The following is a 23,361-nucleotide window of genomic DNA, read 5'->3' as shown; positions in this document are numbered from 1 at the left end:
GGTTTTCATGAAAGTCATGCATTTTCACTTCGGCAAGGATGGCGGCGCTGAGCGTTTCTTCGTCCACCTGGTCAACGCGCTCGCCGAGCGTGGCGTCGAGCAGACCTCGGTCATCCGCCATGGTCGTATCTGGAAGAAGGACATCGAGGGTGCGACGCGCATCATCGAAAGCAACTTCCGTAACCTGTCGCTCGACCGGATCCTCCTGCCGATGAAGGTCAGCAGCATGGCACGCCGCGAAAAGCCGGATGCGCTGTTTGCCTGGATGCCGCGCGCCAGCCGCCTGATGCCCAACTACAAGGGCTGCATCAAGATCTCGCGTCTCGGCGACTATCCGCTGCGGCTCGACTATTTCCGCAACACCGATTGCCTCGTCTGCAACACGCCGGGCATTGCCGAGCATGTGCGCAAGATCGGCTGGAAGCGCGACGTCGAAGTCATCTCCAACTTCACCGGAACCGAGCCGGTCGCGCCCATCAGCCGCGCCACGCTCGACACGCCTGAGAACGTGCCTGTGGTCATGTCAATGGGGCGCTTCGTTCCGCGCAAGGGCTTCCACACGCTGATCCAGGCGATCGCCAAGGTGCCGGATGCCTATCTGTGGCTCGTCGGCGATGGCGAAGAACGTGCAAATCTGGAGAAACTGGCCGCCGACCTCGGCGTGGCAAAGCGCGTGCGTTTCGCCGGCTGGCAGAAGGACACGCGGCCTTTCCTTGCCGCTTCCGACATCTTCGTGATGGCATCGAGCCACGAGCCGCTCGGCAACGTAATCCTCGAATCCTGGGCGCAAGGGACACCGGTTGTTTCCAGCCGTTCAGAAGGGCCGCAATGGTTCATGCGCGATGGCGAAAACGGCTTGATGGTCGATATCGGTGACGCTGACGGCTTTGCCCAGGCAATCGACCGCATCGCGGGCGATACGTCGCTCGGTGAACGGCTTGCCGAACGTGGGCACGAGACCCTGATGAACCAGTTCTCGAAGCAGGCGATTACCGACGCCTATCTGAAGCTCTTCGCTTCGAAGCGCTGAGAGAGTCTAGTGCGAGGCTGCCACGCGGTGGCAGCCTGTCAGGGACGCATCAGGCGTTCATAGACCGCGTTGATCGCGCGGGCCTCGCCCTCGATCGCAAAGGATGCGCGGGTCAGCCCCAGACCGTTCGCGCCAGCCAAGGTCCGGCGATGATCATCGTCCATGAAGCCAGCCGTTGCCTCGACCATTGCCTGTAGATCGTTGGCGGCGATCACGGCGCCGGTTTCCTGCTCTCCGACGACGACCAGTTCCGAAAACGCGCCGACGTCGGTTGCGATAACGGGCACGCCTGTCGCCATCGCTTCGAGCGGCGTCAGCCCGAAACCTTCCCAGCGCTGCGGCGCGATGAAGAGATCGAGCCCACGATACCAGTCCGGAATGTTGGTGTGTTCGCCAACGAAACGGATGCGGTCGGTGAGCCCGGCCTTTGCGACCCGCTCTTTCAATTCGTTCTCGAAGGCGACGTGCGGGCCGGTGGCGCGACCGGCGACGATGGCACTCCAGCCGGGCCGGCACGGCAGAAGCCCAATCATGCTGTCGACGAAGAGATCCGTGCCCTTCTGCTTACGCACCCGCCCGAAGCAGCCGACATATTTTTGGTTGGGGTCGAGCCCGAGCGCAGCTTTGGCTGCCGCTGTGTCAACCGGCGGCTGGAAGCGCTTGGTATCGATGCCGTGCAGGATCACCGTGTTCGGCACCTGCAGATAGGCGGCGGTCTTGCCGCTGGTCGCGATTACCGCGTCCATGCGCGAAATCAGAAACTTGCTCCAGCCGGTGTGGCGGCGCTGCGACGCAGAGGTGAAGACGATCCTCAGCTTCATGCCGAGAAGGTCGCGCAGCACGATCGCCGGCAGCATTTCGACATTGCGGCGCGCATGCCAGACCCGGCAGGGCCGTCCGTCCGGTGCGCTCCACAGGCGCAGGAGATCGCGGAAGCGGATCGAGGGCAGGGTGTCAGGCAAACCCGGGCCAAGCACGGCGATCTTTTCGCCGAGCGCGCGCTGGATCGGAATCAACTGGATGATGGTGGACGTCACGCCCGAGAGGCGGCGCTTGAAATTGGGAGCGATGACCTCGACGTTCCGGATATCGGCCACGAAAGCGCACTCCTTGCGCGAGCAACGATCGTCTTTTGAAAAGGAGAAACGGGGCGAAGGCAGGCTTCGCCCCTTGGCTAGGGCAGATCAGCCCCAGTTGACGGCGAGAATTTCGTAGGCCTTGGAACCGCCAGGCGCGTTCACTTCGATGGAATCGCCGACTTCCTTGCCGATGAGCGCGCGCGCGATCGGCGACGAGATCGAAATGCGGCCAGCCTTCACGTCGGCTTCCTGGTCGCCAACGATCTGGTAGGTCTTTTCTTCTTCAGTGTCTTCGTCGACGAGTTTGACCTTGGCGCCGAACTTGATCTTGGAGCCGGACATCTTCGAGAGATCAATGACTTCCGCGCGGGCGATCAAGTCTTCGAGCTCGGTGATCCGGCCCTCGTTGTGGCTCTGCGCTTCCTTGGCCGCGTGGTACTCGGCATTTTCCGACAGGTCGCCATGTGCACGGGCTTCGGCAATCGCCTCGATGATTCGCGGTCGTTCTTCCTGCTGGCGCCAGCGCAGCTCCTCCTGCAGGTTGACGAATCCGCCCTGTGTCATCGGCACTTTTTCGACCATTTCAATGTCCTTCATCAAGCACGAGGCGCCGCCCTTAGGGCGGCGCCAACGCAAAAGAAAACGGTCTCCGGCGCGTAAACGCCGGAACCGTCCGAAACTTCGAACCTTGGTTATAGCAGAAACGGAAGCGCGAAAGCCAGATATTTCGCCATCATCCACCGAACCCTGAAAGGCCACTGCAACTTGTGGGGGAAGCGATGGGGTGGCAAGCTACGCAGAAAGCGCTTTACCTCAACCGCGGTTGAGGTCGTAACAAAGGTGTTCCTAAGAGATAGCAGCGAGGAACGTTGGGCATGGTTCTGGCGAGGGACGAAACCAAGGCAGGCGAAGGCAATACCGCACTTCAGGAGGACGGCCGCTGGAGCGAACTGTTGCGGCCGGACTATCTGGCGACGACGGCTGCCCTTTGCCTCGGGGTCGCGTTGTTCGCATTCAACGAGTTTTTCGTAGCGACCGCGCTGCCCACAGCCGTCGAAGAGATCGGCGGCGCTACGCTGTTGTCCTGGGCCGTCACGCTCTATCTCGTCTTTGCCATTCTCGGCGGCGCTGTTGCCGCCACGCTCAAGTCAAGGTTCGGCGCACGAGGGACGCTGATTACGGCCGCGCTCATCTTTGTCGTCGGCACCCTCATCGCGACCGCCGCCGGCAGCATGCCGCAGGTCCTCGCCGGTCGCGTGTTTCAGGGATTCGGCGAGGGGATCATTGCTGCGGTCTGCTACGCGCTGATTCCCGAACTCTTCCCGCCGCGCCTGGTCCCAAAGGTATTCGGAGCCGAGGCCATCGTCTGGGCAACGGCGGCCTTTGGCGGGCCACTCGTGTCCGGATTCCTGACGGAACACTGGTCATGGCGGGCGGCTTTCGCCGTCAACGTTCCCGCAACCGTCATCTTCGTTGCGCTCGTTCTGCTGATCGTACCGGCACGCAAGGTGCCATCGACCGACACGCCTCGTCCAATCCCGCTGCTGCGGCTGACCGTGGTCGGTTCCGGCATATTGCTGATATCGGTCTCAAATACGGCGAGCAGCGTCCCCTTGATGGCGGCGGCGCTGGCGACGGCGCTGACCATCCTCTGGGCGGCCGTCGCAACCGACCGTCGGTCGGAGCATCCGATCCTGCCCGCGGGCGCCTTTCAGCTCACAAAACCGCTCGGCACCGGACTTTGGGTCGTGCTGCTGATGCCCCTCGCTCAAGCGTCCGGCTCGGTGTACCTCATTTATGGCCTGCAACATGTCTGGAATTTCAGCCCCACGGCCGCCGGTTTTTCGGCGGCATTGATGGCGATCTCCTGGAGTGTGACCGCTATCGCCGTCGCAAGCCTGCACTCGCACGCTCTGCGCGTGAAGCTCATCCCTGCGGGACCTGCGCTTCTCAGCCTCGGGCTTGCCGGTCTGATGATCGCCTTCGCGATCGACGATTACCGGCTGGTCTTCCCGAGCCAGATCGCGGTCGGGGCCGGGTTCGGCATGTCGTGGGGCACGCTCAGCCAGCTGATGATGGACGTCTCCTTGCGAGGAGAGCGGGACAAGACCTCAGCGTTTCTGCCGACGTTGCAGTCGGCCGGTTATGCGATCGGCGCGGCGATCTGCGGGCTGACGGCCAATCTTCGCGGTTTCGACGAGAAGGCGAACGTTGCCACGATGCACGCCGCCTTGTTCACGGTTTTCGTCGTCGCGTTCCTGATCTCCACGGCTTCTCTGTATCTGGGCGTCAGAACCGTGCGGCTCGCAGCGAGCCACGCGCGTCGTGATCGGGGCAGAACTGCTGCCGAGGCCCTGGCGGCAGACTAACAGTGTGATCAAGCGCAGGATGGATGTTCCTGCGCTTTGCTCGTGGCGCTGCTTCAGGCTGCAGCGTAGAGAGAGAGGCGCCGACCTGGCGGCGGGCAAGCAGAGCCCGCTGTTCGGCGCCGCGGCCGATGGAGGGCACGATTGTTGCCAGCAGCCTGCGGTTGCTGGAACGGACCTGGACCTTCAGCGAACCATAATCGGCATCGCGGCCGATCTTGTCTGCGATCCGCTGGCCGTAATAGAGGGCCGATCCCTCGTCGAAATGGCTGATACCGTCTTCATCGACGAAGTGCTCGTCGCCCCACAGCAAATCAAAGAAATAGAGTTGCACGATCTTGCCCCATGTCGCGCCCACCGGCGAAGCCGCCGATCTCTCAGTGCGCAGGGTCATAGAAACATGTGCCGGGGGAATGCAGGCTGAACCGGTCGTTCATGCGGCGTTCAGCGGAGGGGCGGGCTGTTGAAGCGCATCACACCCTCGGGGATGGCGGCGGCGCGCGAGGGTTTCGCGCGCCGCGGTCTTTCTTAGGCCTTGAAGTAGCTCTGCAGCGGGCGCACTTCGAGGCTGCCTGCCTTCAGAGCCTTGATTGCGTGCGCAGCCGCTTCAGCACCGGACATGGTGGTGTAGTAGGGCACCTTTTGCATCAGCGTGGCGCGGCGCAGCGACTTGGAGTCCGAGATCGCCTTGTTGCCGTCCGTCGTGTTGATGACGAGCTGAACGTGACGGTTGCGGATCGCATCCTCGACGTGCGGACGACCTTCCTGAACCTTGTTGATCTTGGTGGCGGCAATGCCGTGTTCACCGAGGAATCGAGCCGTGCCGCTGGTCGCCATGACCTTGAAGCCGATGTCGACGAGGATGCGGATTGCCGGCAACACCCGGGTCTTGTCCTCGTCGCGCACCGAAACGAACACTGTTCCATCGCGCGGCAGGTCGACGCCGGCGCCGAGCTGCGACTTGGCAAAGGCCAGTGCATAGTCGGTGTCGAGACCGATGACTTCGCCGGTCGAGCGCATTTCCGGGCCAAGCAGCGTATCGACGCCGGGGAAACGTGCGAACGGGAAGACTGCTTCCTTGACCGCGATGTGCTTGAGGTTGCGCGGATCCGGCTTTTCGCCATAGGCGGCGATCGCGACATCGAGCGCTTCGCCGGTCATGACGCGGGCCGCGATCTTCGCGATCGGCGCACCGATCGTCTTGGCGACGAAGGGTACGGTGCGCGAAGCGCGCGGGTTGACTTCGAGCACGTAGATCGTGCCGTCCTTGATCGCGAACTGCACGTTCATCAGGCCGCCGACATTGAGCGCCTTGGCAAGGGCTGCCGTCTGGCGTTCGAGTTCGTCGACCATGTCCTTGTCGAGCGTGTGCACCGGCAGCGAGCAGGCGCTGTCGCCCGAGTGGATGCCGGCTTCCTCGATGTGCTCCATGATGCCCGAGACGAAGACATCCTTGCCGTCGCACAGGCAGTCGACGTCGACTTCCGTCGCGTTGGTCAGGTAGCTGTCGAACAGCAGCGGATTCTTGCCGAGCAGCGTGTTGATCTGGCCGGTCTTGTCGTTCGGATAGCGCTGCTTGATGTCCTCAGGAACGAGGCCCGGAACCGTGTCGAGCAGGTAGCTCTGCAGCATGCTTTCCGAATGGATGATCTGCATGGCGCGGCCGCCGAGAACGTAGGACGGGCGCACGACCAGCGGGAAGCCGATTTCGGCAGCGACGAGGCGGGCCTGCTCGACCGAGTAGGCAATGCCATTGTTAGGCTGGTTGAGGTCGAGCTTCATCAGAAGCTTCTGGAAGCGGTCGCGGTCTTCGGCAAGGTCGATCGCGTCGGGTGCCGTGCCGAGGATCGGGATGCCGTTCTTTTCCAGCGCTTCGGCGAGCTTCAGCGGCGTCTGGCCACCGAACTGGACGATGACGCCGACGAGTTCGCCCTTTTCCTGCTCGGCGCGCATGATCTCGATCACGTCCTCGGCCGTCAGCGGTTCGAAGTAGAGGCGGTCGGAGGTGTCGTAGTCGGTCGAGACCGTTTCCGGGTTGCAGTTGATCATGATCGCTTCGTAGCCGGCATCCTTCAGCGCGAAGGCGGCGTGGCAGCAGCAATAGTCGAACTCGATGCCCTGACCGATGCGGTTCGGACCGCCGCCGAGAATGACGACCTTCTTGCGGTCAGACACTTCAGCTTCCGAGCGGGCGGCACCGACGAAAGGCGTTTCGTAGGTCGAGTACATGTAGGCGGTCGGCGAGGCGAATTCGGCAGCGCAGGTGTCGATGCGCTTGTAGACCGGGCGGACATTAAGCGCATTGCGCAGTTCCGCCACTTCCTTCGGGCGCTTGCCGCCGAGCGTTGCGAGGCGGGCGTCGGAGAAGCCCATCGCCTTCAGCATGCGCAGGTTCTCGGCATCGGCAGGCAGGCCGTGCTCGCGGATGCGCGCTTCCATGTCGACGATCGCCTTGAACTGGGCGATGAACCACGGGTCGATCTTGCTCGCCTCGTGAACCTCGGCTTCGCTCATGCCAAAGCGCAGCGCCTGCGCAACCATGCGCAGTCGGTCCGGCGTCGGCGTGCCGATCGCCGCACGAATGGCGTTACGGCCATCGCCGTTCTCGTCCATGTCGGGGATTTCGATTTCGTCGAGGCCGGTAAGGCCGGTCTCGAGGCCGCGCAGCGCCTTCTGCAGCGATTCGGCAAAGGTACGGCCGATCGCCATGACTTCGCCGACCGACTTCATGGCGGTGGTCAGAACCGGCGATGCGCCCGGGAATTTTTCAAAGGCGAAGCGCGGGATCTTGGTGACGACGTAGTCGATCGACGGTTCGAACGAGGCCGGGGTCGCGCCGCCGGTGATGTCGTTGTCGAGTTCGTCGAGGGTGTAACCGATCGCAAGCTTCGCCGCGATCTTGGCGATCGGGAAGCCGGTCGCCTTGGAGGCGAGGGCCGACGAGCGCGACACGCGCGGGTTCATTTCGATGACGACGAGACGGCCGTCCTTCGGATTGACGGCGAACTGCACGTTCGAGCCGCCGGTCTCGACGCCGATCTCGCGCAGAACCGCGATCGAGGCGTTGCGCATGATCTGATATTCTTTATCGGTCAGCGTCAGCGCCGGCGCAACGGTGATCGAATCACCGGTGTGCACGCCCATGGGGTCGATGTTTTCGATCGAGCAGATGATGATGCAGTTGTCCGCCGTGTCGCGGACCACTTCCATCTCGTACTCCTTCCAGCCGAGCACCGATTCTTCGATCAGCACTTCGGTGGTCGGCGACGCATCGAGACCGCTGCCGACGATGTCGAAGAATTCCGTGCGGTTATAGGCAATGCCGCCGCCGGTACCGCCGAGCGTGAAGGACGGACGGATGATGGCGGGCAGGCCGACATCGTCAAGCGCCTGCGCGGCAATCGCCATCGCGTGGTTCATGTAGCGCTGCTTGCGGTCGCCTTCGCCAAGGTTCCACTGGTTCTCGAGGTCATCGAGCGCCTTGTCGAGCTCGGCGCCGGAAAGCCGGCTCTTCAGTTCGGCGCGCTCGGCCTCGTGCGTCTTGCGGTCATGGTCCTTGATGTCGGTGGCATTCGCCAGCCGCGACTTCGGCGTTTCGAGGCCGATCTTCGCCATGGCTTCGCGGAAGAGGGCGCGGTCTTCGGCCTTGTCGATGGCGTCCGGCTTGGCGCCGATCATCTCGACATTGTAGCGGTCGAGAACGCCCATGCGGCGCAGCGAGAGCGCCGTGTTGAGCGCAGTCTGGCCGCCCATGGTCGGCAGCAGCGCGTCCGGGCGCTCCTTGGCGATGATCTTCGCGACGACTTCCGGGGTGATCGGCTCGACATAGGTTGCGTCCGCCAGACCCGGATCGGTCATGATCGTCGCCGGGTTGGAGTTGACGAGGATGACGCGGTAGCCTTCCTCCTTCAGCGCCTTACAGGCCTGGGTGCCGGAATAGTCGAATTCGCAAGCCTGACCGATGACGATCGGCCCCGCGCCGATGATAAGAATGGACTTGATATCTTGGCGCTTCGGCATGGTCGATCATCCGTTTCTAGCTGCGCGAAAAACCGGCCGAGGTGGGAGGTCACCGGCCGGGCACGCATTGATGGGTCTTTTCAGGCTAGAAGCGGCTTATAGGCAAATGTTTCTGCAAGCGAAACCCCGAAAATTCCGGAATCGACAGGAACCAGCCATATTTGCGCACCTCCGGCCATGCAGAGCGCTTCGCGCACGGCGAAACAGCGCCGGAAATGTCAGGGGCGGCCGGGGATGACGAGAACCTTGACCTCTCCGGCCGCCGGCGGATGCGCAATGACGTTGGCTGCTTCGCCGAGCGTCACCCGCCGCGAAATCAGCTTGTCGATCTCGATGGCGCCTGAGGCGACGAGGTCTGCTGCACGGCGGTGGACGAAGGGGTTGATGAAGGATCCGAGCACCCGCAGTTCGCGAAAGAGAATGTCGAACGGTTCGATTTCCACGGTCTCGCCCTTCGGCATGACGCCGAGGATCACGACGGTGCCACCGGACCTGGCAAGGCGAGTCGACTGCATGACGGTTTCGGCAACGCCGGCGCATTCGATGACGACATCGACCCCGCCGGGAACGAGCCCGGTGTCACCGGCGATCTGTTCGATGATATCGGTAGAGGAAGGATCGACCGTCGCCGTTGCGCCGACCTCTTCGGCAAGGCGGCGCTTTGCCGCCTGTCGTGTGGAAAGAATGACCGTCGTTGCGCCGGCGAGGCGGACGAGCTGCACGACCAGTAGGCCGATCACACCGCCGCCAAGGACGACGACGGAGGAGCCGGCGCGAATGCCCGCCATATCCACGCCATGCAGGCAGCAGGCGAGCGGCTCGCAGAAGGCGCCATGAACGGGGGCGAGGCTCAGTGGTATGTCATGGGCCTGCTTGCGGGGCATAACCACGTACTCGGCAAAACCACCGTCACGATGGATGCCGATCGCCCGGAGATTGCGGCAGAGATTGATGCGCCCGGCGGTACATTGCGGACAGGTACCGCAAGCGATGTTGGGGTCGCCGGTGATTCTCGCGCCGATTGCGATATCGGAGACCCTGCTTCCCACCGCCTCGACGATGCCGCAGAATTCGTGGCCGAGCGTCACCGGCGGGGTCGAGGGGAATTCGCCGTGCAGCAGATGCCGGTCCGTGCCGCAGATGCCGCAGGCTTCGACCCGCACCAGCAGATCGTCCGGGCCGGGTAGGGGCTTTGGCACTTCTGCGACCCGCAGCTGACCGATACCTTTGAGCCGCAATGCCTTCATCGCCCTGCCTCCTCGCCCTGTCCGCATGGGCATAGGAGCCGCAAAGCAGGTTTGCGTCAAGGCGAGCGCGGCTGTTCAAGAGAGGGCGGCCGGTCGGGCCGGCGGCCCGGCTGCCGGCAGCGCCTTGGCGAAGTGGTCGCCTTGTCAAAAAGATTGGTGAGATCGCGAACTTACGGGGCGCGATTGCGTTTTACAACGACGTTAGGGCCGTCTTATAAAAGAGCAGACCGACAACGCCTTTCAGAGGCCGGGGAGGACAGATCATGGAATGGAAGGGCCGCCGCCAATCCGACAATATCGAAGACCAGCGCGGCGCGAGCCCCGGTGGCGGCAACCCGTTTGGGCGCGGGGGCGGTTTTCGCATGCCAGGCGGTGGCGGCGGCATGCGGCGCGCCGGAGGCGGTATGAGCTTCGGTACGATTATCTTCCTCGTCGTGCTCTATTTCATCCTCAAGGCCATGGGCATCGACATGCTGCAGGTGCTGGAAGGCGGCGGCGGCCAGGTGCAGATGCCGGGCTTCGAGCAGAGCGATGGTTCGCCGGCACCGCGCGGATCCGCCCAGGAAGAGGAAATGAAGCAGTTCATGGCGACGGTGCTCGCCGAGACTGAAGACACCTGGAACGGCATTTTCCAGGCAAACGGCCAGCAGTATGAAGAGCCGAAGATGGTGCTTTTCCGTGGCCAGGTGCGTTCCGCCTGCGGCTTTGCTTCGGCTGCCTCCGGGCCGTTCTATTGCCCGGGCGACCGCAAGGTCTATCTTGACATGAGCTTCTTCGACGAACTCGCGCAGAAGTTCGATGCGGCCGGCGATTTCGCCCAGGCCTATGTCGTCGCGCATGAGGTCGGCCATCATGTCCAGAACCTGATCGGCGTTCTGCCGAAGTTCAACCAGATGCGCCAGTCGATGAGCGAGACCGAAGCCAACCAGATGTCGGTGCGCGTCGAACTGCAGGCCGATTGCTTCGCCGGTGTCTGGGGCAAGTATACCCAGCAGAAGGGCCTGCTCGAACAGGGCGACCTTGAAGAGGCGCTGAACGCGGCCACCCAGATCGGCGATGATACGCTGCAGAAGCGCATGCAGGGCTATGTCGTTCCCGAGAGCTTCAATCACGGGACCTCCGAGCAGCGCATGCGCTGGTTCAAGCGCGGCTTCGACAGCGGCAAGATGACGGCCTGTGATACTTTCTCGGGCGCGGCCTGATTTCTTTGAACCAGAATCATTCGAAAGGGCCGGCTTGTCTGCCGGCCCTTTCGTTTGTGGCTTAGCGCTCGCTATCCATGTGGGCGAGCTGGGCTTCTGGATACCGCGCGCCGGCTGCCGCATTCTTCGGCACTGACTGTTCGATCACCGCCAGATCGTCTGCGCTGAGATGGACGTCGCGCGACGACAGGGCCTCTGCCAGTCGATCGCGCCGCCGCGCGCCGACGAGCGGTACGATGTCCTTGCCCTTGGCCGCAACCCAAGCGATCGCGATCTGTGCCACCGACACGCCCTTGCCTTCGGCGATTCGTCTCAAAGCCTCACGAGGGCGAGGTTTCGATCGATGTTGCCTTCCTGAAACCGCGGGCTCATGGCGCGGAAATCGCCCTTGCCGGCCGCGCCTTTCTGCCAATGGCCGCTGATCAGCCCGCGTGAAAGGACGCCGTAGGCGGTGATGCCGATACCGAGTTCGCGGCAGGTCGGCAGGATCTCATCCTCGATGCCGCGCGAAATCAGCGAATACTCGATCTGCAGGTCGACGATCGGATGCACGGCCGCCGCACGCCGGATGGTTTCTGATCCGACTTCCGAGAGGCCGACATGCCTGACGTAACCCGCCTTCACCAGATCGGCAATTGCGCCAATGGTGTCCTCGATCGGCACATCCGGGTCGAGCCGGGCGGGACGATAGATGTCGATATGGTCGACGCCGAGCCTCTGCAGCGTGTAGGCGAGAAAATTGCGAACGGCCTTGGGCCGGCAATCGTAGCCCAACCAGTTGCCGGCGGCATCGCGCAGGGCGCCGAACTTCACGCTCAGCAGCGCCCTTGTCGCGCCTTCCGCCCTTCAACGCTTCGCCGATCAGCATCTCGTTGTGACCCATGCCGTAGAAATCGCCGGTGTCGAGCAGCGTGATGCCGGCTTCCAGCGCTGCATGGATCGTGGCGATGCTTTCGGCCCGGTCCGCAGGGCCGTACATGCCGGACATGCCCATGCAACCGAGGCCGAGCGCCGAAACCGAGGGACCGGACTTTCCGAGTGAAACGTAATCCATCTTCGTTCTCCTTCGACAAGGCCGAAAACCAGCCGGCCGTTTGCTCGGTCTCCTGTTTACTTCGTCCGATGCCGTGCGATAATCCGATCTCAATCGAACGACTTGTACGAAATTCCGCACAATGGACGACTTGCCGCTTGCTGATCTCGATGCCTTCACCGCAGTGGCCGCGGCGCGGAGCTTCCGCGCGGCTGCGAAGAAGCGCGGCGTTTCCGCGTCGGCGCTGAGCGAGGCGCTCCGCCGCCTTGAAGCGAAGCTGCAGGTGCGCCTGCTCAACCGCACGACCCGCAGCGTCACCCTGACGGAGGCGGGCACGCGGCTGCTCGATCGGCTGACGCCGGCCCTCGGCGAGATCGCCGGTGCGCTCGATCAGGTCAACGAGATGCGCGACAGTCCGGCGGGAACGCTAAAACTGAACGTTCCGACCATCGTCGCGCGCGAAATTCTACCACCGATCATCGGCCGGTTCTTGCGCGAGCACCCGGCAATTTCCCTGGAGGTGACGGCGGAGGACGGTTTCGTCGATGTCCTCGCTGCCGGTTTCGATGCGGGCGTCCGCTACGAGGAACGCGTCGAGCGCGACATGATCGCGATCCCGATCGGGCCGAGCCGCCAGCGTTATGTCACAGCCGCGGCGCCGGATTATCTCGAAAGGCGCGGCGTGCCCGGCCATCCGCGCGACCTGCTTGAACACGCCTGCATTCGCCACCGCTTCGCCAGCGGCTTCTCGCTTCCCTGGGAGTTCGGCGAGGGCGAGGCGGCGCTGACGATCGCGCCGCCAGCCGTCGTCACCGCCAACACGATCGATCTCGAACTCGGGGCGGCCATCGACGGCCTTGGCGTGATCCGGACCTTCGAGGAATTCATCGCGCCCGCGGTCGCCGCAGGGCGTCTGGTGCTCATCCTTGAGGCGTGGACGACGAGCTTCTCCGGTCCGCTTCTCTATTATGCAAGCCGCAAGCATATGCCAGCGGCGTTGCGTGCCTTCGTGGACTTCCTGAAGCGCGAACAGCGGCGGGACCACCGCTGAGGCATGGGCTGTAAGCGGCCCGACCTATCAACCATTGCGATAGTCCCATCAGAAAATTTGGGACGTTCACGGATTGTTTCGTGCGAAATGATCCGTTACACCTAAATTGGTAGCGTTGTTCACGTTCTGTCTCTTTTCCCGGGGCAGGCCGCCGGGGAGGGATCGCATGCGCGACGAGAAATTTGTGCGACGCGGCCTGTTCCTCGTCTTCCTCATCCTGTTTCTCGATATCATTGGCATCGCAATCATCGTGCCGGTGCTGCCGGCCTATCTCGAGGAATTGACCGGCGCCAATGTCAGCGAGGCGGCGATCGATGGTGGATGGCTGCTGCTCGTCTATGCGGCGATGCAGTTTCTCTTTGCGCCGCTGATCGGCAATCTCAGCGATCGATTCGGCCGCCGACCGGTGCTGCTCGCATCCGTCTTCACTTTCGCGCTCGACAACCTGATCTGCGCGCTCGCCACCAGCTACTGGATGCTGTTCATCGGTCGTGTACTCGCCGGCGTCAGCGGCGCCAGCTTCGGCACGGCATCGGCCTACATCGCCGACATCAGTCATGACGGGAACCGAGCCAAGAATTTCGGGCTGATCGGCATTGCCTTTGGTACCGGCTTCGCGCTCGGGCCGGTGCTTGGCGGTCTGCTTGGCGAACTCGGCCCGCGGGTCCCGTTCTACGGCGCGGCAGCGCTGTCCTTCGTCAACTTTATCCTTGGCGTATTCCTGCTGCCCGAGACACTCGACAGCGCCAACCGCCGCCGGTTCGAGTGGAAACGCGCCAACCCGCTCGGCGCCCTCAAGCAGATGTGCAATTACCCCGGCATCGGCTGGGTGGGGCTGGTGTTCTTTCTCTTTTGGCTTGCCCATTCGGTCTATCCGGCCGTCTGGTCCTTCGTTTCCAGCTACCGCTACGGCTGGAGCGAGGGGCAGATCGGACTTTCGCTCGGGATCTTCGGTATCGGCGGTGCCTTCGTCATGGCCGTCATCCTGCCGCGTGTGGTGCCGCGGCTTGGGGAGTGGCGCACGGCCGTGCTCGGCCTGACCTTCACCACGCTCGGAGCCATCGGCTATGCCGGCGCCTGGCAGGGGTGGATGATCTATGCGGTGATCATCGCGACCGCGCTCGAAAGCCTCGCCGATCCGCCGCTGCGCAGTATCGCCGCGGCCCACGTGCCGTCGTCGGCACAAGGCGAGCTTCAGGGCGCGCTGACCAGCATCGGCAGCATCACCACGATCATCGGTCCGTTGATCTTCACCCAGGCCTTCGGTTATTTCACCAGCCCTGCCGCGCCCGTCGCCTTTGCCGGCGCGCCCTATGCACTCGCCAGTTCCTTCCTCGTCGGCGCGCTTATCGTGTTCTTCCTGAAGATACCGAGAAGCAGGGCGGTCGGACCGGAAGGCGCGGAGAATGCCGGGCCGGCCGACGCCGTAGCGCCGGACGAGCCAGAGGCGATGGAGCGGCCACGATTGCACGGAAATTGATCAATTTTCGTGATCTATCGATGAAACTTTGAGCAACCTCGCCCTTGCGTCTGGCTCTTTGCCCGACGGTATTCTATTTCCGGATTCCTCCCCCCCGATCTTCGGTTGCGGCCCGGAGCCGCATTGACTGCCAGGAATCTGCCATGCTGACCGCGAATGCGAGCCCGATACCGTTGACGACCGACAATTCCTGGCGGACGCACTATCGCGCGAGCTTCTATCTGGGCGTGCCGTTCATCGGTGCGCAGCTTGCGCAGCTCGCGATCAACACGACGGACGTCCTGATGGTCGGTAAGCTCGGCGCCACCGAGCTCGCGGCGATCATCCTCGCGACCCAGATGTATTTCACCGTCTATGTTTTCGGCAACGGATTTGCCAATGCGGTGGTGCCGATGGCAGCACAGGCCGTCGGCCGTGGCGACAAGGTTTCGGTGCGCCGCTCGGTGCGCATGGGCATGTGGGTGGTGATGCTCTACGGCCTGTTGACCGCGCCGATCCTCTGGATGGCCGAGCCGATCCTGCTATTTGCCGGCCAACAGCCCAAGGTCGCAGCCCTTGCAGGAGAATATGTCCGCATCGCGCAATGGGCGATCTTCCCCGGTCTCATCTTCATGGTGCTGAGGGCCTTCCTAAGTGGCCTGGAGAGGGCAGGGATCATTCTCTATGTCACGCTGGCGACGCTCGTGCTCAATGCCGCGCTCTGCTACGTGCTGATCTTCGGCCACTTCGGCTTCCCGAAACTCGGAATCTTCGGTGCGGCGGTCGCAGCGCTTGGCGTTGCCGTGCTCGGCGCGGCGTTGACGATCGGCTATATCAAGAGCAAGCCGGAGCTCAACCAGTACGAACTCTTCGTCCGCTTCTGGCGGCCCGACTGGGTCGCCTTCCGCGAAGTCGTTTTTCTCGGAATTCCGATTTCGCTGACGATCCTTGCCGAGGTCAGCCTGTTCACCGTCGCCTCGCTGCTGATGGGCACGATCGGCACGGTCGAGCTTGCGGCGCACGGCATCGCGCTGCAATTCGCCTCGATGGCCTTCATGATCCCGCTCGGGCTTGCGCAGGCCGCCACGGTGCGGGTCGGGCTTGCCTATGGCCGCGGTGACCTCCTGGGCGTTCGGCGCGCGGCGATCGCTTCGCTGGTGCTCGGCGCCGGCTTTGCCATTGTCGGCAGCGCCATCTTCGCATTCTTCCCCAGCCAACTGGCTGCCCTTTATCTCGACACAGCCCGTCCGGACGCTGCGGCGGTGCTTGCCTTCGCGGCTCCGCTCATTGTCATTGCCGGTGCGTTTCAGCTCGTCGATGGCATGCAGGCGATCGCCGCCGGCATGCTGCGCGGCCTGAAGGACACCAAGGTGCCGATGCTGCTGGCGATGGTTTCTTATTGGCCGATCGGCTTCGTCTGCGCCTGGCTCTTTGCCTTTCCCTTCAATTTCGGCGGGATCGGCGTGTGGTTCGGCTTCGTCCTCGGGCTTGCAGCCGCCGCGGTGCTGTTGAACTGGCGCTTCTTCCGGATGCTCGGCGAGATAACGGCGAAGGCTGCCGCCAAGGGCGCCTGACTTGGGGCGAAGAAGAGCAAAGAAAAAGCCGGACGGGCAGGGGATGCCGTCCGGCTTACAATGGCGGTCGCCTCAGGGGAAGGGAACGACGGCCGCTTACTACCACGCTTCGTTTTACGAAGCTTTGGAACTGCTAGACGTTAAAGCCGTCGAGCCGTTCCGAACCCTGGCGATCGCGCTGGAGGTCGCGTATCGTCCGGGCAAAGTCGATCAAGAATACGAGACTGATGACCGCTGCCGCGATCATGAATAGGGTGGCCATAGTGCCCTCCATCAACGGAAGATTTTCTGTGTCGCGTAGCGGTCGCGCCGGTCACGGGACTCGTTGCGCAGTCCATGTATCGTCGCAAAGATCATCGCGAAAAACATCGCCATCGAAAACAGAGCAAGTCCCATAGCCGTAATCCTTTCGCATCCTAAACGGCAGTACGTTCAAAAAAGTTCCGTTGTTACTGGCACTACACTTAACGTCTTTGCTGTGAAGCACCGTTGAACATGGCATTCATCTAGCATTCATTCTTTCTGTCCCGCTGTTTCCCAGGGAACAGGGTCAACCGCCGTACAACTCTTGCGATCTGTCGCCGTCCGTGACAAAAGGCTTCACCAAACGGAAACAGGTGCGATGACCACGGCATTTTATCCCGGCTCCTTCGATCCGATGACGAACGGGCATCTCGATGTGCTCGTGCAGGCGCTGAACGTGGCGGCGAAAGTCATTGTCGCGATCGGCATCCACCCCGGCAAAGCACCTCTCTTCTCCTTCGACGAACGCGCCGAGCTCATCCGCCGCTCGCTCCACGAATTTCTGCCGGACAGGGCAGGCGACATCGATGTCGTTTCCTTCGACAATCTGGTCGTCGACGCGGCGCGAGAGCGCGGCGCAAAGCTGCTTGTGCGCGGCCTTCGCGATGGCACCGACCTCGACTACGAGATGCAGATGGCCGGGATGAACCGGCAGATGGCGCCGGATATCCAGACCTTGTTCTTGCCGGCGGGCACGGCATCACGGCCCATTACGGCCACATTGGTCCGCCAGATCGCGGCCATGGGCGGCGACGTCAGTGCCTTCGTGCCCAAGTCCGTCTACGAAGCACTGCAGGCCAAACGCCGTACCTGACGGGCGGCCCCAAATTCACCACGCAGGGAGAAACCATGAAAATCCTCCACCTCGCATTTGCCGGCGCCATCGCGCTTGCCTCCTTCACGGGCACGGCGCTTGCGCAAGCGGCCGACAACTTCATCACCATCACGCTCAAGGATGGTCCGGTCGTCGTCGAACTCAGGCCTGACATCGCGCCGAAGCATGTCGAGCAGATCAAGGCGCTGGCCGCGGCCGGTGAATACGACAACGTCGCTTTCCATCGCGTGATCAAGGGCTTCATGGCGCAGACCGGCGACGTGCAGTATGGCGACATGGAAAACGGCTACCAGCCGCAGGCTGCCGGCACCGGCGGTTCGTCGCGTCCGGACGTCCCGGCAGAGTTCTCCGACGTCCCGTTTGAACGCGGCACGGTCGGCATGGCCCGCTCGCAGGACCCGAACAGCGCGAATTCGCAGTTCTTCATCATGTTCGCCCCGGGCGACTTCCTCAACGGCCAGTACACGGTCGTCGGCAAGGTCGTCTCCGGCATGGAGAATGTCGACAAGATCAAGCTCGGCGACGACGCCAACAACGGCTCCGTCACCGATCCCGACCGCATGATCAGCGTCAAGGTCGGCAAGTAAAATCAACAGAAGGAGAAAACCCATGGCCGAGATCAAGGATCCGGAAAACACGATCATCCTGGAGACCACCAAGGGCAAAGTCGTCATCGAGCTTCTGCCCGACGTCGCTCCGGGGCATGTCGCTCGCATCAAGGAACTGGCCCGCGAAGGCGCCTATGACGGCGTGGTATTCCACCGCGTGATCGAGGACTTCATGGCCCAGACCGGCGACGTGCAGTACGGCAAGACCGGCGGCGAGCACTTCAACCCGGCCCGCGCCGGCATGGGCGGGTCCTCAAAGCCGGACCTGAAGGCCGAATTCTCGAACGTCAGCCACGTTCGCGGCACGTGCTCGATGGCCCGTAGCCAGATGCCGAACTCGGCCAACTCGCAGTTCTTCATCTGCTTCACCGACGCGCCGTGGCTCAACAAGCAGTACTCTGTCTGGGGCCAGGTCATCGAAGGCATGGACAACATCGACAAGATCAAGCGCGGCGAGCCGGTGCGCGATCCCGATACGATCGTCACGATGCGGGTTGCCGCAGACGCCTGATTTGCGCTAATGCACGAACCCGCCCCGGTCGCCAACTGCGCCGGGGCGGGTTTGCTTTTGTCTGAAGATAACAATGCGCGTAGAGCTGTTCGACTTCGACCTCCCGGAAACTTCGATTGCGCTTCGGCCCGCAAGCCCGCGCGACAGCGCCCGTATGCTCGTGGTGCGCCCCGATGGCGCCGACGTTCTTGCGGACAGGGGCGTGCTCGACCTGCCGTCGTTCCTGAGGGAAGGCGACGCGCTTGTCTTCAACGACACCAAGGTGATCCCGGCGCAGCTCGAAGGCATCCGCCGCCGCGGCGAGGAGATCGCGACGCAAGTTTCGCTGACGCTGCATATGCGGGTCGCACCCGACCGCTGGAAGGCTTTCGCCCGCCCGGCACGACGCCTCAAGGTCGGCGACCGCATTGCCTTCGGCCACGGTGGCTCAAGCTGCTTTCTCGGAACGCTCGACGCGACCGTCGAGGAAAAGGGCGATGCCGGCGAAGTGACGCTGCGCTTCGATCTCTCGGGTCCCTCGCTTGACGAGGCGATCATGGCGGTCGGCCACATTCCCTTGCCGCCTTACATCGCCTCCAAGCGCGCCGAGGATGCGCAGGACCGCGCCGACTACCAGACCATGTATGCCCGAGAGGAGGGCGCCGTTGCGGCGCCGACCGCCGGTCTGCATTTCACCGACCGTCTTTTCGCCAAGCTCGACGAGGCCGGCATCGAGCGCCACTTCGTGACGTTGCATGTGGGTGCGGGCACGTTCCTGCCGGTCAAGGCTGATGATACCGACGACCACGTGATGCACCAGGAGATCGGCCACGTCGATGCCCGGACCGCCGAGAGGCTGAACGCCGTCAAGGCGAGGGGCGGGCGCATCGTCTGCGTCGGCACGACCTCGCTGCGGTTGATCGAAAGCGCCACCTCGGAAGACGGCACGGTCAAGTCCTGGTCCGGTCCGACGGGTATCTTCATCACGCCCGGCTACCGCTTCCGCGCGGTGGACATGCTGATGACCAATTTCCATCTGCCGAAATCAACGCTGTTCATGCTGGTTTCGGCCTTCAGCGGCCTGGACACGATGCGCGCGGCCTACGCGCATGCGATCGAAACCGGCTACCGCTTCTATTCCTATGGCGACGCCAGCCTGCTTTTCCGGAAAGACTAAATGACCGAGACCTTCCAGTTCAAGCTACACAAGACCGACGGCAAGGCCCGTCGCGGCGAAGTGTCCATGCCGCGCGGCACCATCCGCACACCGGCCTTCATGCCCGTCGGTACCGTCGGCACGGTCAAGGCGATGTATCTCGACCAGGTGAAGGATCTTGGCGCCGACATCATTCTCGGCAATACCTACCACCTGATGCTGCGCCCAGGCGCCGAACGCGTTGCGCGGCTCGGCGGTCTGCATGGCCTGATCCGCTGGCAGGGCCCGATCCTGACGGATTCGGGCGGCTTCCAGGTCATGTCGCTGGCGGGCCTTCGCAAGCTCGACGAGCAGGGCGTCACCTTCAAGAGCCACGTCGATGGCGCGCTCTTCCATATGTCGCCGGAGCGCTCGATCGAGATTCAAGGCTTGCTCGACAGCGACATCCAGATGCAGCTCGACGAATGCGTGGCGCTGCCGGCCGAGCCAAAGGAAATCGAGCGCGCGATGGAAATGTCGCTGCGTTGGGCCGAGCGCTGCAAGGTCGCCTTCGGCGACCAGCCGGGCAAGGCGATGTTCGGCATCGTGCAGGGCGGCGATATCCCGAAGCTGCGCGAACGCTCGGCTGAAGCACTGAAGGGCCTCGATCTCAAGGGCTATGCGGTGGGCGGTCTCGCCGTCGGCGAGCCGCAGGAGGTGATGCTGCGCATGCTCGACATTACCTGCCCGATCATGCCGGTGGACAAGCCCCGTTACCTGATGGGCGTCGGCACGCCAGACGACATCCTGCGGTCGGTCGCCGAGGGCATCGACATGTTCGACTGCGTGATGCCGACTCGCTCGGGACGCCACGGCCTCGCGTTCACGCGCCACGGCCGCATCAACCTGCGCAATGCCCGCCACGCCGAAGACATGCGTCCGCTCGACGAGCAATCCTCTTGCCCTGCGACGCGCGACTATTCGCGTGCCTATCTGCACCATCTGATCCGCTCGAACGAATCGCTCGGCGGCATGCTGCTCAGCTGGAACAATCTGGCCTACTATCAGGAACTGATGGCCGGAATTCGCCTGGCGATCGAAGAAGGTCGCTTCGCTGATTTCATGGCCGAAACGCAGGAAACCTGGCGGCGAGGGGACCTTCCCCCGGTCTGATGGCCGCCAGCGGACCGGTGTCTCAGATGGCCGGTCCCGACGCCGACTGCAAAATCATCACGCCGTTGATCTTGTAGCTGCCATCCGGCTGTTTCACGAGTTCGTAAACTGCGGTCCAGTCCTTGCCGTCTGGCGCCGAGATCAGAACTTCCTGCAGCACCTGGTCGCCAACCACCTTCGATCGACCAAAAGCAAAGTTGCCGGGCCGGTAGACGGGCTGGTAGCCGCGCTTCACCATCTCGAAGAAGCTTGCCTTGTCGGGAAACTTGCTGCGGATCGCGGGTGAAGCGAAGGAGTAGGCGGTCTCGGCGTCATCCTGCAGAAAGGCAGTGATCTGTTCCCGTATGATCGTTCGCGCCGTATCGACGGGTTCCTCCGCACAAGCGGCAGTCGCGGCTGCCAGTTGTGCCACCATACCGAGGGCAATCGCAAAGCTCCTGAACATCGTCGATCTCCATAGCCGCAATGAAAGACCATAGGACAGTCGCGGCTTTTGGAAACAGGAGCTTTGGTGACAGCTTCAGATAATGGCTCAGATCTGTCTATGTAAATCGTGTTAATTCAATTTGTTGTCTGGTGATATGAAAGCCAGATCTCAGATATCATAAGTTGGTGATGTCCGCGTAATGGCGTGCTCAGACTGGCGGCGGCGATCTAGTTGAACGTTGTCGCCATCCATTCCTGCCATTTCGGCTCGCTGTCTTTCGCGCGCGCCTTGGCACCGTCTCCATAGTGATAGAGCGCGATGCTGGCATTGGTGCCTTCGCCGGTCGAGTAGCTTCCGAAGAGCGCGATGCCGGCGCCGGGTTCCTTCAGGCGCAGCAGCAGATAGCGTTGCTTGGTGTCCTGCTGTACCCGTTCGACGATGCCGGCAAGGCGTTCGGGCCGTGGTGGCGTGCTGCGCTCCTCGCCGACATTGGCGCCGAGAAGTCCCAGCGCTTCGGTCAGGCGTTCCCAGACTCTTGCCTGCGGTTCCCCGGTTGAAACCATGGCGAAGCTGCTGACCGCCTTCTCGCCGGCGAAATGTACGAGATAGATCTTCAGGATCTCGAAGAACGCCGGCCATCCGCCCTCGAAGCCTTCCAACTGGTCGTCCCAGTCGTCATTCGCTGTGAACAGCGAATGCACCATGCGCAGCACGCAGCGATCGCCGGAACGCGCCGTGACGGTGATTTCGGTTGCGACCGGCGGCGCGCCCTCGCTCCACTCGCGTTCCACATAGGCAAAGCGGGCAGGCGGCTCCCAATGCGTCACCTCGCCGGTCGAGCTGCCGTTCGGACCGAAGTCGAAGGCGATCTTGCCTCCGACCCGCTCATCGATTTCCGTCTTGGTGAACCAGGCATTGTTGCCGCTGCCGGTTGCGATCGCCTGCCAGACCTCTTCGGGCGAGCCGGGCAAGATCAGTTCCATTTCAACCCAGCGCTTTCCGCTGCCATCCTTCTTGATCGGCATGGGATATCCTTTCAGGAGTTGGTGTCGTCGGGTTCGCCCTTGGCTGCGCTCTCGTCGCTCGGCGCAGGGTAGGAGGCGATGATGAGCCGGTGCGGCCGGGCGTCCGGCGCGCCTTCGTCGTGGTAGCGCGCGGCGAGCGCGCTCACCGCCTGGGCGAGATCGGCGGTAAAGGCGGCGCGCTCCGCAGGCGAACGAAAGTTGATCACGGTGTCGATCGACAGCGTCGCCAGGCGCTTGTCCTGCGTACGGGCGCTGCGCAGCAGTCCGCCGACCTCACGGACCATGCGAGCCGCCAGTGCGACCAGATAGCTCGCAGACAGGCGATCGCTGCTCCGCCCGGGGTCGGCAGCAATCGGCCCCAGCGCCGCCGGCGAAACTACATAGGACGTGGCGGTTGCGACCATCAGGCGCTCGGTCAACCCGCCCCAGCGGCGTTGCTCTGCCGGTTCTATCAGTTTGTGCTCTTCGAGCGCACGCAGATGGTAGTTGACCTTCTGGCGCGTCAGCCCCACCCGCACAGCCAGCGCGGCAGCCGATGCGGGCGCGGCAAGTTCCGCCAGCAAACGGGCCTTGATCGGCTCCAGGGCAAGTGCGGCGGCGGCCGGCGCGTCTATGACATCGAGATCGAGCATGGTGCAATCATTGCCTTGACAGATTTTTTTGTCAAGGCGATGATTGCACCTAATGCGGGTAGGGGAATGCCGAGTGCCCGCTGGCATGCGCGACCTCAGCTTTGCGGAGCCTTCCAACCATTCAGGCTCGCCCAATGGAGCCAGCTATGCGGAAAGGCGCTGAGCCGGGTTAGGTTCCCGGTTGAGCTTCTCCACGCGACGCGACGCTAACGTTTGCCGACCGCTTGGCAGGTCGTCGTTTTTCTCTGAATGTCACCACCCAAGGTAGCGGGAGGCAATGTATCGATGGAAGCGCGCCGATGAATGCCGGAACGATCGATGATGAAAGACGAACCTGATCCATTGGCCTACATGGAAGAGCGTGCCGCGTTTGGGACGGCTTGAGCGCCAGGGGCGTGCTGCAAGTGACGAGCGCGCGCCTTGCGCAAACGTTGGAAAGAGGGTCGCATGTCATCCTTGAACCCGCCCGACCACATGCAATGTGGCAGCCAAGTTGAACTGTCCGCTTTGGCGCAAAGTTAAAATGTCAATTTGGGCGGCGCGTCGTCAGCCATTTAGACATGCGACACTCGACATCTCCGTTGGCGCTGAGGCAAGCCCCCGACCGAACCGGCTGGACCGGGTTGCAAGGGAAGGGAGGGGGCGGATGAGACGCACCCATCGGCTTTAGCT

20 protein-coding genes and 2 pseudogenes are annotated in these 23,361 nt (G+C 62.9%); 11 read left to right on the top strand and 11 right to left on the bottom strand.

What is annotated here, in order from left to right; translation table 11 throughout:
- Positions 1–7: 7 nt before the first annotated feature.
- Positions 8–1,030 carry a glycosyltransferase gene (locus ASD01_RS15880; RefSeq protein ID WP_034791296.1) on the top strand — a complete coding sequence of 341 codons (1,023 nt, stop codon included), beginning with the start codon at positions 8–10 and terminating at the stop codon, positions 1,028–1,030.
- A gap of 38 nt (positions 1,031–1,068) precedes the next feature.
- Here ASD01_RS15880 and ASD01_RS15875 read toward each other — a convergent pair whose 3' ends face one another.
- Both ASD01_RS15875 and greA read right to left on the bottom strand, forming a co-directional pair.
- Positions 1,069–2,127, bottom strand: coding sequence for a glycosyltransferase family 4 protein (locus tag ASD01_RS15875; protein ID WP_034791298.1), 1,059 nt, complete (start codon positions 2,125–2,127; stop codon positions 1,069–1,071).
- Positions 2,128–2,214: 87 nt separating this feature from the next.
- Positions 2,215–2,691 (bottom strand): transcription elongation factor GreA, encoded by a 477-nt coding sequence (greA, locus tag ASD01_RS15870; RefSeq protein WP_034791305.1) that lies wholly within the window; start codon positions 2,689–2,691, stop codon positions 2,215–2,217.
- Positions 2,692–2,984: 293 nt separating this feature from the next.
- Here greA and ASD01_RS15865 point away from each other — a divergent pair, with 293 nt between their 5' ends.
- On the top strand, positions 2,985–4,478 hold the full coding sequence (locus tag ASD01_RS15865; RefSeq protein WP_051659216.1) for an MFS transporter: 1,494 nt from the start codon (positions 2,985–2,987) through the stop codon (positions 4,476–4,478).
- A gap of 31 nt (positions 4,479–4,509) precedes the next feature.
- Here the strand turns inward: ASD01_RS15865 and ASD01_RS15860 are convergent.
- The 3 genes and pseudogenes from ASD01_RS15860 to ASD01_RS15850 all read right to left on the bottom strand — a co-directional run.
- A pseudogene (locus ASD01_RS15860) lies at positions 4,510–4,869 on the bottom strand (hypothetical protein); the annotation flags it as partial.
- A 134-nt stretch (positions 4,870–5,003) separates the two neighbouring features.
- On the bottom strand, positions 5,004–8,495 hold the full coding sequence (gene carB, locus ASD01_RS15855) for a carbamoyl-phosphate synthase large subunit (protein WP_034791307.1): 3,492 nt from the start codon (positions 8,493–8,495) through the stop codon (positions 5,004–5,006).
- A gap of 218 nt (positions 8,496–8,713) precedes the next feature.
- Positions 8,714–9,742 (bottom strand): zinc-dependent alcohol dehydrogenase family protein, encoded by a 1,029-nt coding sequence (locus ASD01_RS15850; protein ID WP_034791309.1) that lies wholly within the window; start codon positions 9,740–9,742, stop codon positions 8,714–8,716.
- Between the two features lie 263 nt (positions 9,743–10,005).
- On the opposite strand from ASD01_RS15850, the gene ypfJ reads away from it, so the two are divergent.
- Positions 10,006–10,944 carry a KPN_02809 family neutral zinc metallopeptidase gene (gene ypfJ / locus ASD01_RS15845; protein ID WP_034791344.1) on the top strand — a complete coding sequence of 313 codons (939 nt, stop codon included), beginning with the start codon at positions 10,006–10,008 and terminating at the stop codon, positions 10,942–10,944.
- A gap of 61 nt (positions 10,945–11,005) precedes the next feature.
- Here the strand turns inward: ypfJ and ASD01_RS15840 are convergent.
- Positions 11,006–11,998: pseudogene (locus tag ASD01_RS15840) on the bottom strand (aldo/keto reductase).
- A 121-nt stretch (positions 11,999–12,119) separates the two neighbouring features.
- Between ASD01_RS15840 and ASD01_RS15835 the strand changes: the two are divergent.
- The 3 genes from ASD01_RS15835 (at position 12,120) to ASD01_RS15825 (ending at position 16,061) form a co-directional block, all read left to right on the top strand.
- Entirely contained in the window at positions 12,120–13,028 is a 909-nt protein-coding gene (locus tag ASD01_RS15835; RefSeq protein WP_034791353.1) for a LysR family transcriptional regulator, read from the top strand.
- 166 nt (positions 13,029–13,194) lie between these two features.
- Positions 13,195–14,508 (top strand): TCR/Tet family MFS transporter, encoded by a 1,314-nt coding sequence (locus tag ASD01_RS15830; RefSeq protein ID WP_082573008.1) that lies wholly within the window; start codon positions 13,195–13,197, stop codon positions 14,506–14,508.
- 143 nt (positions 14,509–14,651) lie between these two features.
- Positions 14,652–16,061 carry an MATE family efflux transporter gene (locus tag ASD01_RS15825; protein WP_034791355.1) on the top strand — a complete coding sequence of 470 codons (1,410 nt, stop codon included), beginning with the start codon at positions 14,652–14,654 and terminating at the stop codon, positions 16,059–16,061.
- A gap of 133 nt (positions 16,062–16,194) precedes the next feature.
- Here the strand turns inward: ASD01_RS15825 and ASD01_RS37270 are convergent, their stop codons facing one another.
- Positions 16,195–16,323: a hypothetical protein gene (locus ASD01_RS37270; RefSeq protein ID WP_255380878.1), complete on the bottom strand. Its 129-nt coding sequence runs from the start codon at positions 16,321–16,323 to the stop codon at positions 16,195–16,197.
- A gap of 11 nt (positions 16,324–16,334) precedes the next feature.
- A complete protein-coding gene (locus ASD01_RS37265; RefSeq protein ID WP_277112095.1) occupies positions 16,335–16,457 on the bottom strand; it encodes a hypothetical protein in 123 nt (40 codons plus the stop codon).
- Between the two features lie 226 nt (positions 16,458–16,683).
- On the opposite strand from ASD01_RS37265, the gene coaD reads away from it, so the two are divergent.
- The 5 genes from coaD to tgt all read left to right on the top strand — a co-directional run bounded on the left by coaD (position 16,684) and on the right by tgt (position 20,605).
- The gene (gene coaD, locus ASD01_RS15820; protein WP_034791358.1) at positions 16,684–17,178 is read left to right on the top strand and encodes a pantetheine-phosphate adenylyltransferase; all 495 of its coding nucleotides are present in this window, start codon (positions 16,684–16,686) and stop codon (positions 17,176–17,178) included.
- A 35-nt stretch (positions 17,179–17,213) separates the two neighbouring features.
- Complete coding sequence (locus ASD01_RS15815) at positions 17,214–17,786, top strand: peptidylprolyl isomerase (RefSeq protein ID WP_034791360.1); 573 nt, start codon at positions 17,214–17,216, stop codon at positions 17,784–17,786.
- 22 nt (positions 17,787–17,808) lie between these two features.
- On the top strand, positions 17,809–18,318 hold the full coding sequence (locus ASD01_RS15810; RefSeq protein ID WP_034791362.1) for a peptidylprolyl isomerase: 510 nt from the start codon (positions 17,809–17,811) through the stop codon (positions 18,316–18,318).
- Between the two features lie 73 nt (positions 18,319–18,391).
- Positions 18,392–19,474, top strand: coding sequence for a tRNA preQ1(34) S-adenosylmethionine ribosyltransferase-isomerase QueA (gene queA / locus ASD01_RS15805; protein ID WP_034791364.1), 1,083 nt, complete (start codon positions 18,392–18,394; stop codon positions 19,472–19,474).
- Entirely contained in the window at positions 19,475–20,605 is a 1,131-nt protein-coding gene (gene tgt, locus ASD01_RS15800) for a tRNA guanosine(34) transglycosylase Tgt (RefSeq protein ID WP_034791366.1), read from the top strand.
- A gap of 22 nt (positions 20,606–20,627) precedes the next feature.
- Here tgt and ASD01_RS15795 read toward each other — a convergent pair whose 3' ends face one another.
- The 3 genes from ASD01_RS15795 to ASD01_RS15785 all read right to left on the bottom strand — a co-directional run bounded on the left by ASD01_RS15795 (position 20,628) and on the right by ASD01_RS15785 (position 22,689).
- Positions 20,628–21,050 carry a DUF4864 domain-containing protein gene (locus tag ASD01_RS15795; RefSeq protein WP_034791369.1) on the bottom strand — a complete coding sequence of 141 codons (423 nt, stop codon included), beginning with the start codon at positions 21,048–21,050 and terminating at the stop codon, positions 20,628–20,630.
- 209 nt (positions 21,051–21,259) lie between these two features.
- On the bottom strand, positions 21,260–22,057 hold the full coding sequence (locus ASD01_RS15790) for an SRPBCC family protein (RefSeq protein WP_034791371.1): 798 nt from the start codon (positions 22,055–22,057) through the stop codon (positions 21,260–21,262).
- A gap of 11 nt (positions 22,058–22,068) precedes the next feature.
- Positions 22,069–22,689 carry a helix-turn-helix domain-containing protein gene (locus ASD01_RS15785; protein ID WP_034791373.1) on the bottom strand — a complete coding sequence of 207 codons (621 nt, stop codon included), beginning with the start codon at positions 22,687–22,689 and terminating at the stop codon, positions 22,069–22,071.
- Between the last annotated feature and the right edge of the window lie 672 nt (positions 22,690–23,361).

The sequence above is a fragment of the Ensifer sp. Root423 genome (assembly GCF_001426275.1).
Lineage (GTDB): Bacteria > Pseudomonadota > Alphaproteobacteria > Rhizobiales > Rhizobiaceae > Ensifer > Ensifer adhaerens.
This window is presented reverse-complemented; position numbering and strand designations above follow the sequence as displayed.

What these genes read in the sequence shown, in the direction of transcription:
- carB (WP_034791307.1), bottom strand. Translation starts at nt 8,495, where the DNA reads ATGCCGAAGCGCCAAGATATCAAGTCCATTCTTATCATCGGCGCGGGG.
- ASD01_RS15850 (WP_034791309.1), bottom strand. Translation starts at nt 9,742, where the DNA reads ATGAAGGCATTGCGGCTCAAAGGTATCGGTCAGCTGCGGGTCGCAGAA.
- ASD01_RS15835 (WP_034791353.1), top strand. Translation starts at nt 12,120, where the DNA reads ATGGACGACTTGCCGCTTGCTGATCTCGATGCCTTCACCGCAGTGGCC.
- ASD01_RS15825 (WP_034791355.1), top strand. Translation starts at nt 14,652, where the DNA reads ATGCTGACCGCGAATGCGAGCCCGATACCGTTGACGACCGACAATTCC.
- queA (WP_034791364.1), top strand. Translation starts at nt 18,392, where the DNA reads ATGCGCGTAGAGCTGTTCGACTTCGACCTCCCGGAAACTTCGATTGCG.
- ASD01_RS37265 (WP_277112095.1), bottom strand. Translation starts at nt 16,457, where the DNA reads ATGGGACTTGCTCTGTTTTCGATGGCGATGTTTTTCGCGATGATCTTT.
- coaD (WP_034791358.1), top strand. Translation starts at nt 16,684, where the DNA reads ATGACCACGGCATTTTATCCCGGCTCCTTCGATCCGATGACGAACGGG.
- ASD01_RS37270 (WP_255380878.1), bottom strand. Translation starts at nt 16,323, where the DNA reads ATGGCCACCCTATTCATGATCGCGGCAGCGGTCATCAGTCTCGTATTC.
- ASD01_RS15795 (WP_034791369.1), bottom strand. Translation starts at nt 21,050, where the DNA reads ATGTTCAGGAGCTTTGCGATTGCCCTCGGTATGGTGGCACAACTGGCA.
- ASD01_RS15785 (WP_034791373.1), bottom strand. Translation starts at nt 22,689, where the DNA reads ATGCTCGATCTCGATGTCATAGACGCGCCGGCCGCCGCCGCACTTGCC.
- ASD01_RS15830 (WP_082573008.1), top strand. Translation starts at nt 13,195, where the DNA reads ATGCGCGACGAGAAATTTGTGCGACGCGGCCTGTTCCTCGTCTTCCTC.
- ASD01_RS15790 (WP_034791371.1), bottom strand. Translation starts at nt 22,057, where the DNA reads ATGCCGATCAAGAAGGATGGCAGCGGAAAGCGCTGGGTTGAAATGGAA.
- ypfJ (WP_034791344.1), top strand. Translation starts at nt 10,006, where the DNA reads ATGGAATGGAAGGGCCGCCGCCAATCCGACAATATCGAAGACCAGCGC.
- ASD01_RS15865 (WP_051659216.1), top strand. Translation starts at nt 2,985, where the DNA reads ATGGTTCTGGCGAGGGACGAAACCAAGGCAGGCGAAGGCAATACCGCA.
- tgt (WP_034791366.1), top strand. Translation starts at nt 19,475, where the DNA reads ATGACCGAGACCTTCCAGTTCAAGCTACACAAGACCGACGGCAAGGCC.
- greA (WP_034791305.1), bottom strand. Translation starts at nt 2,691, where the DNA reads ATGGTCGAAAAAGTGCCGATGACACAGGGCGGATTCGTCAACCTGCAG.
- ASD01_RS15880 (WP_034791296.1), top strand. Translation starts at nt 8, where the DNA reads ATGAAAGTCATGCATTTTCACTTCGGCAAGGATGGCGGCGCTGAGCGT.
- ASD01_RS15815 (WP_034791360.1), top strand. Translation starts at nt 17,214, where the DNA reads ATGAAAATCCTCCACCTCGCATTTGCCGGCGCCATCGCGCTTGCCTCC.
- ASD01_RS15810 (WP_034791362.1), top strand. Translation starts at nt 17,809, where the DNA reads ATGGCCGAGATCAAGGATCCGGAAAACACGATCATCCTGGAGACCACC.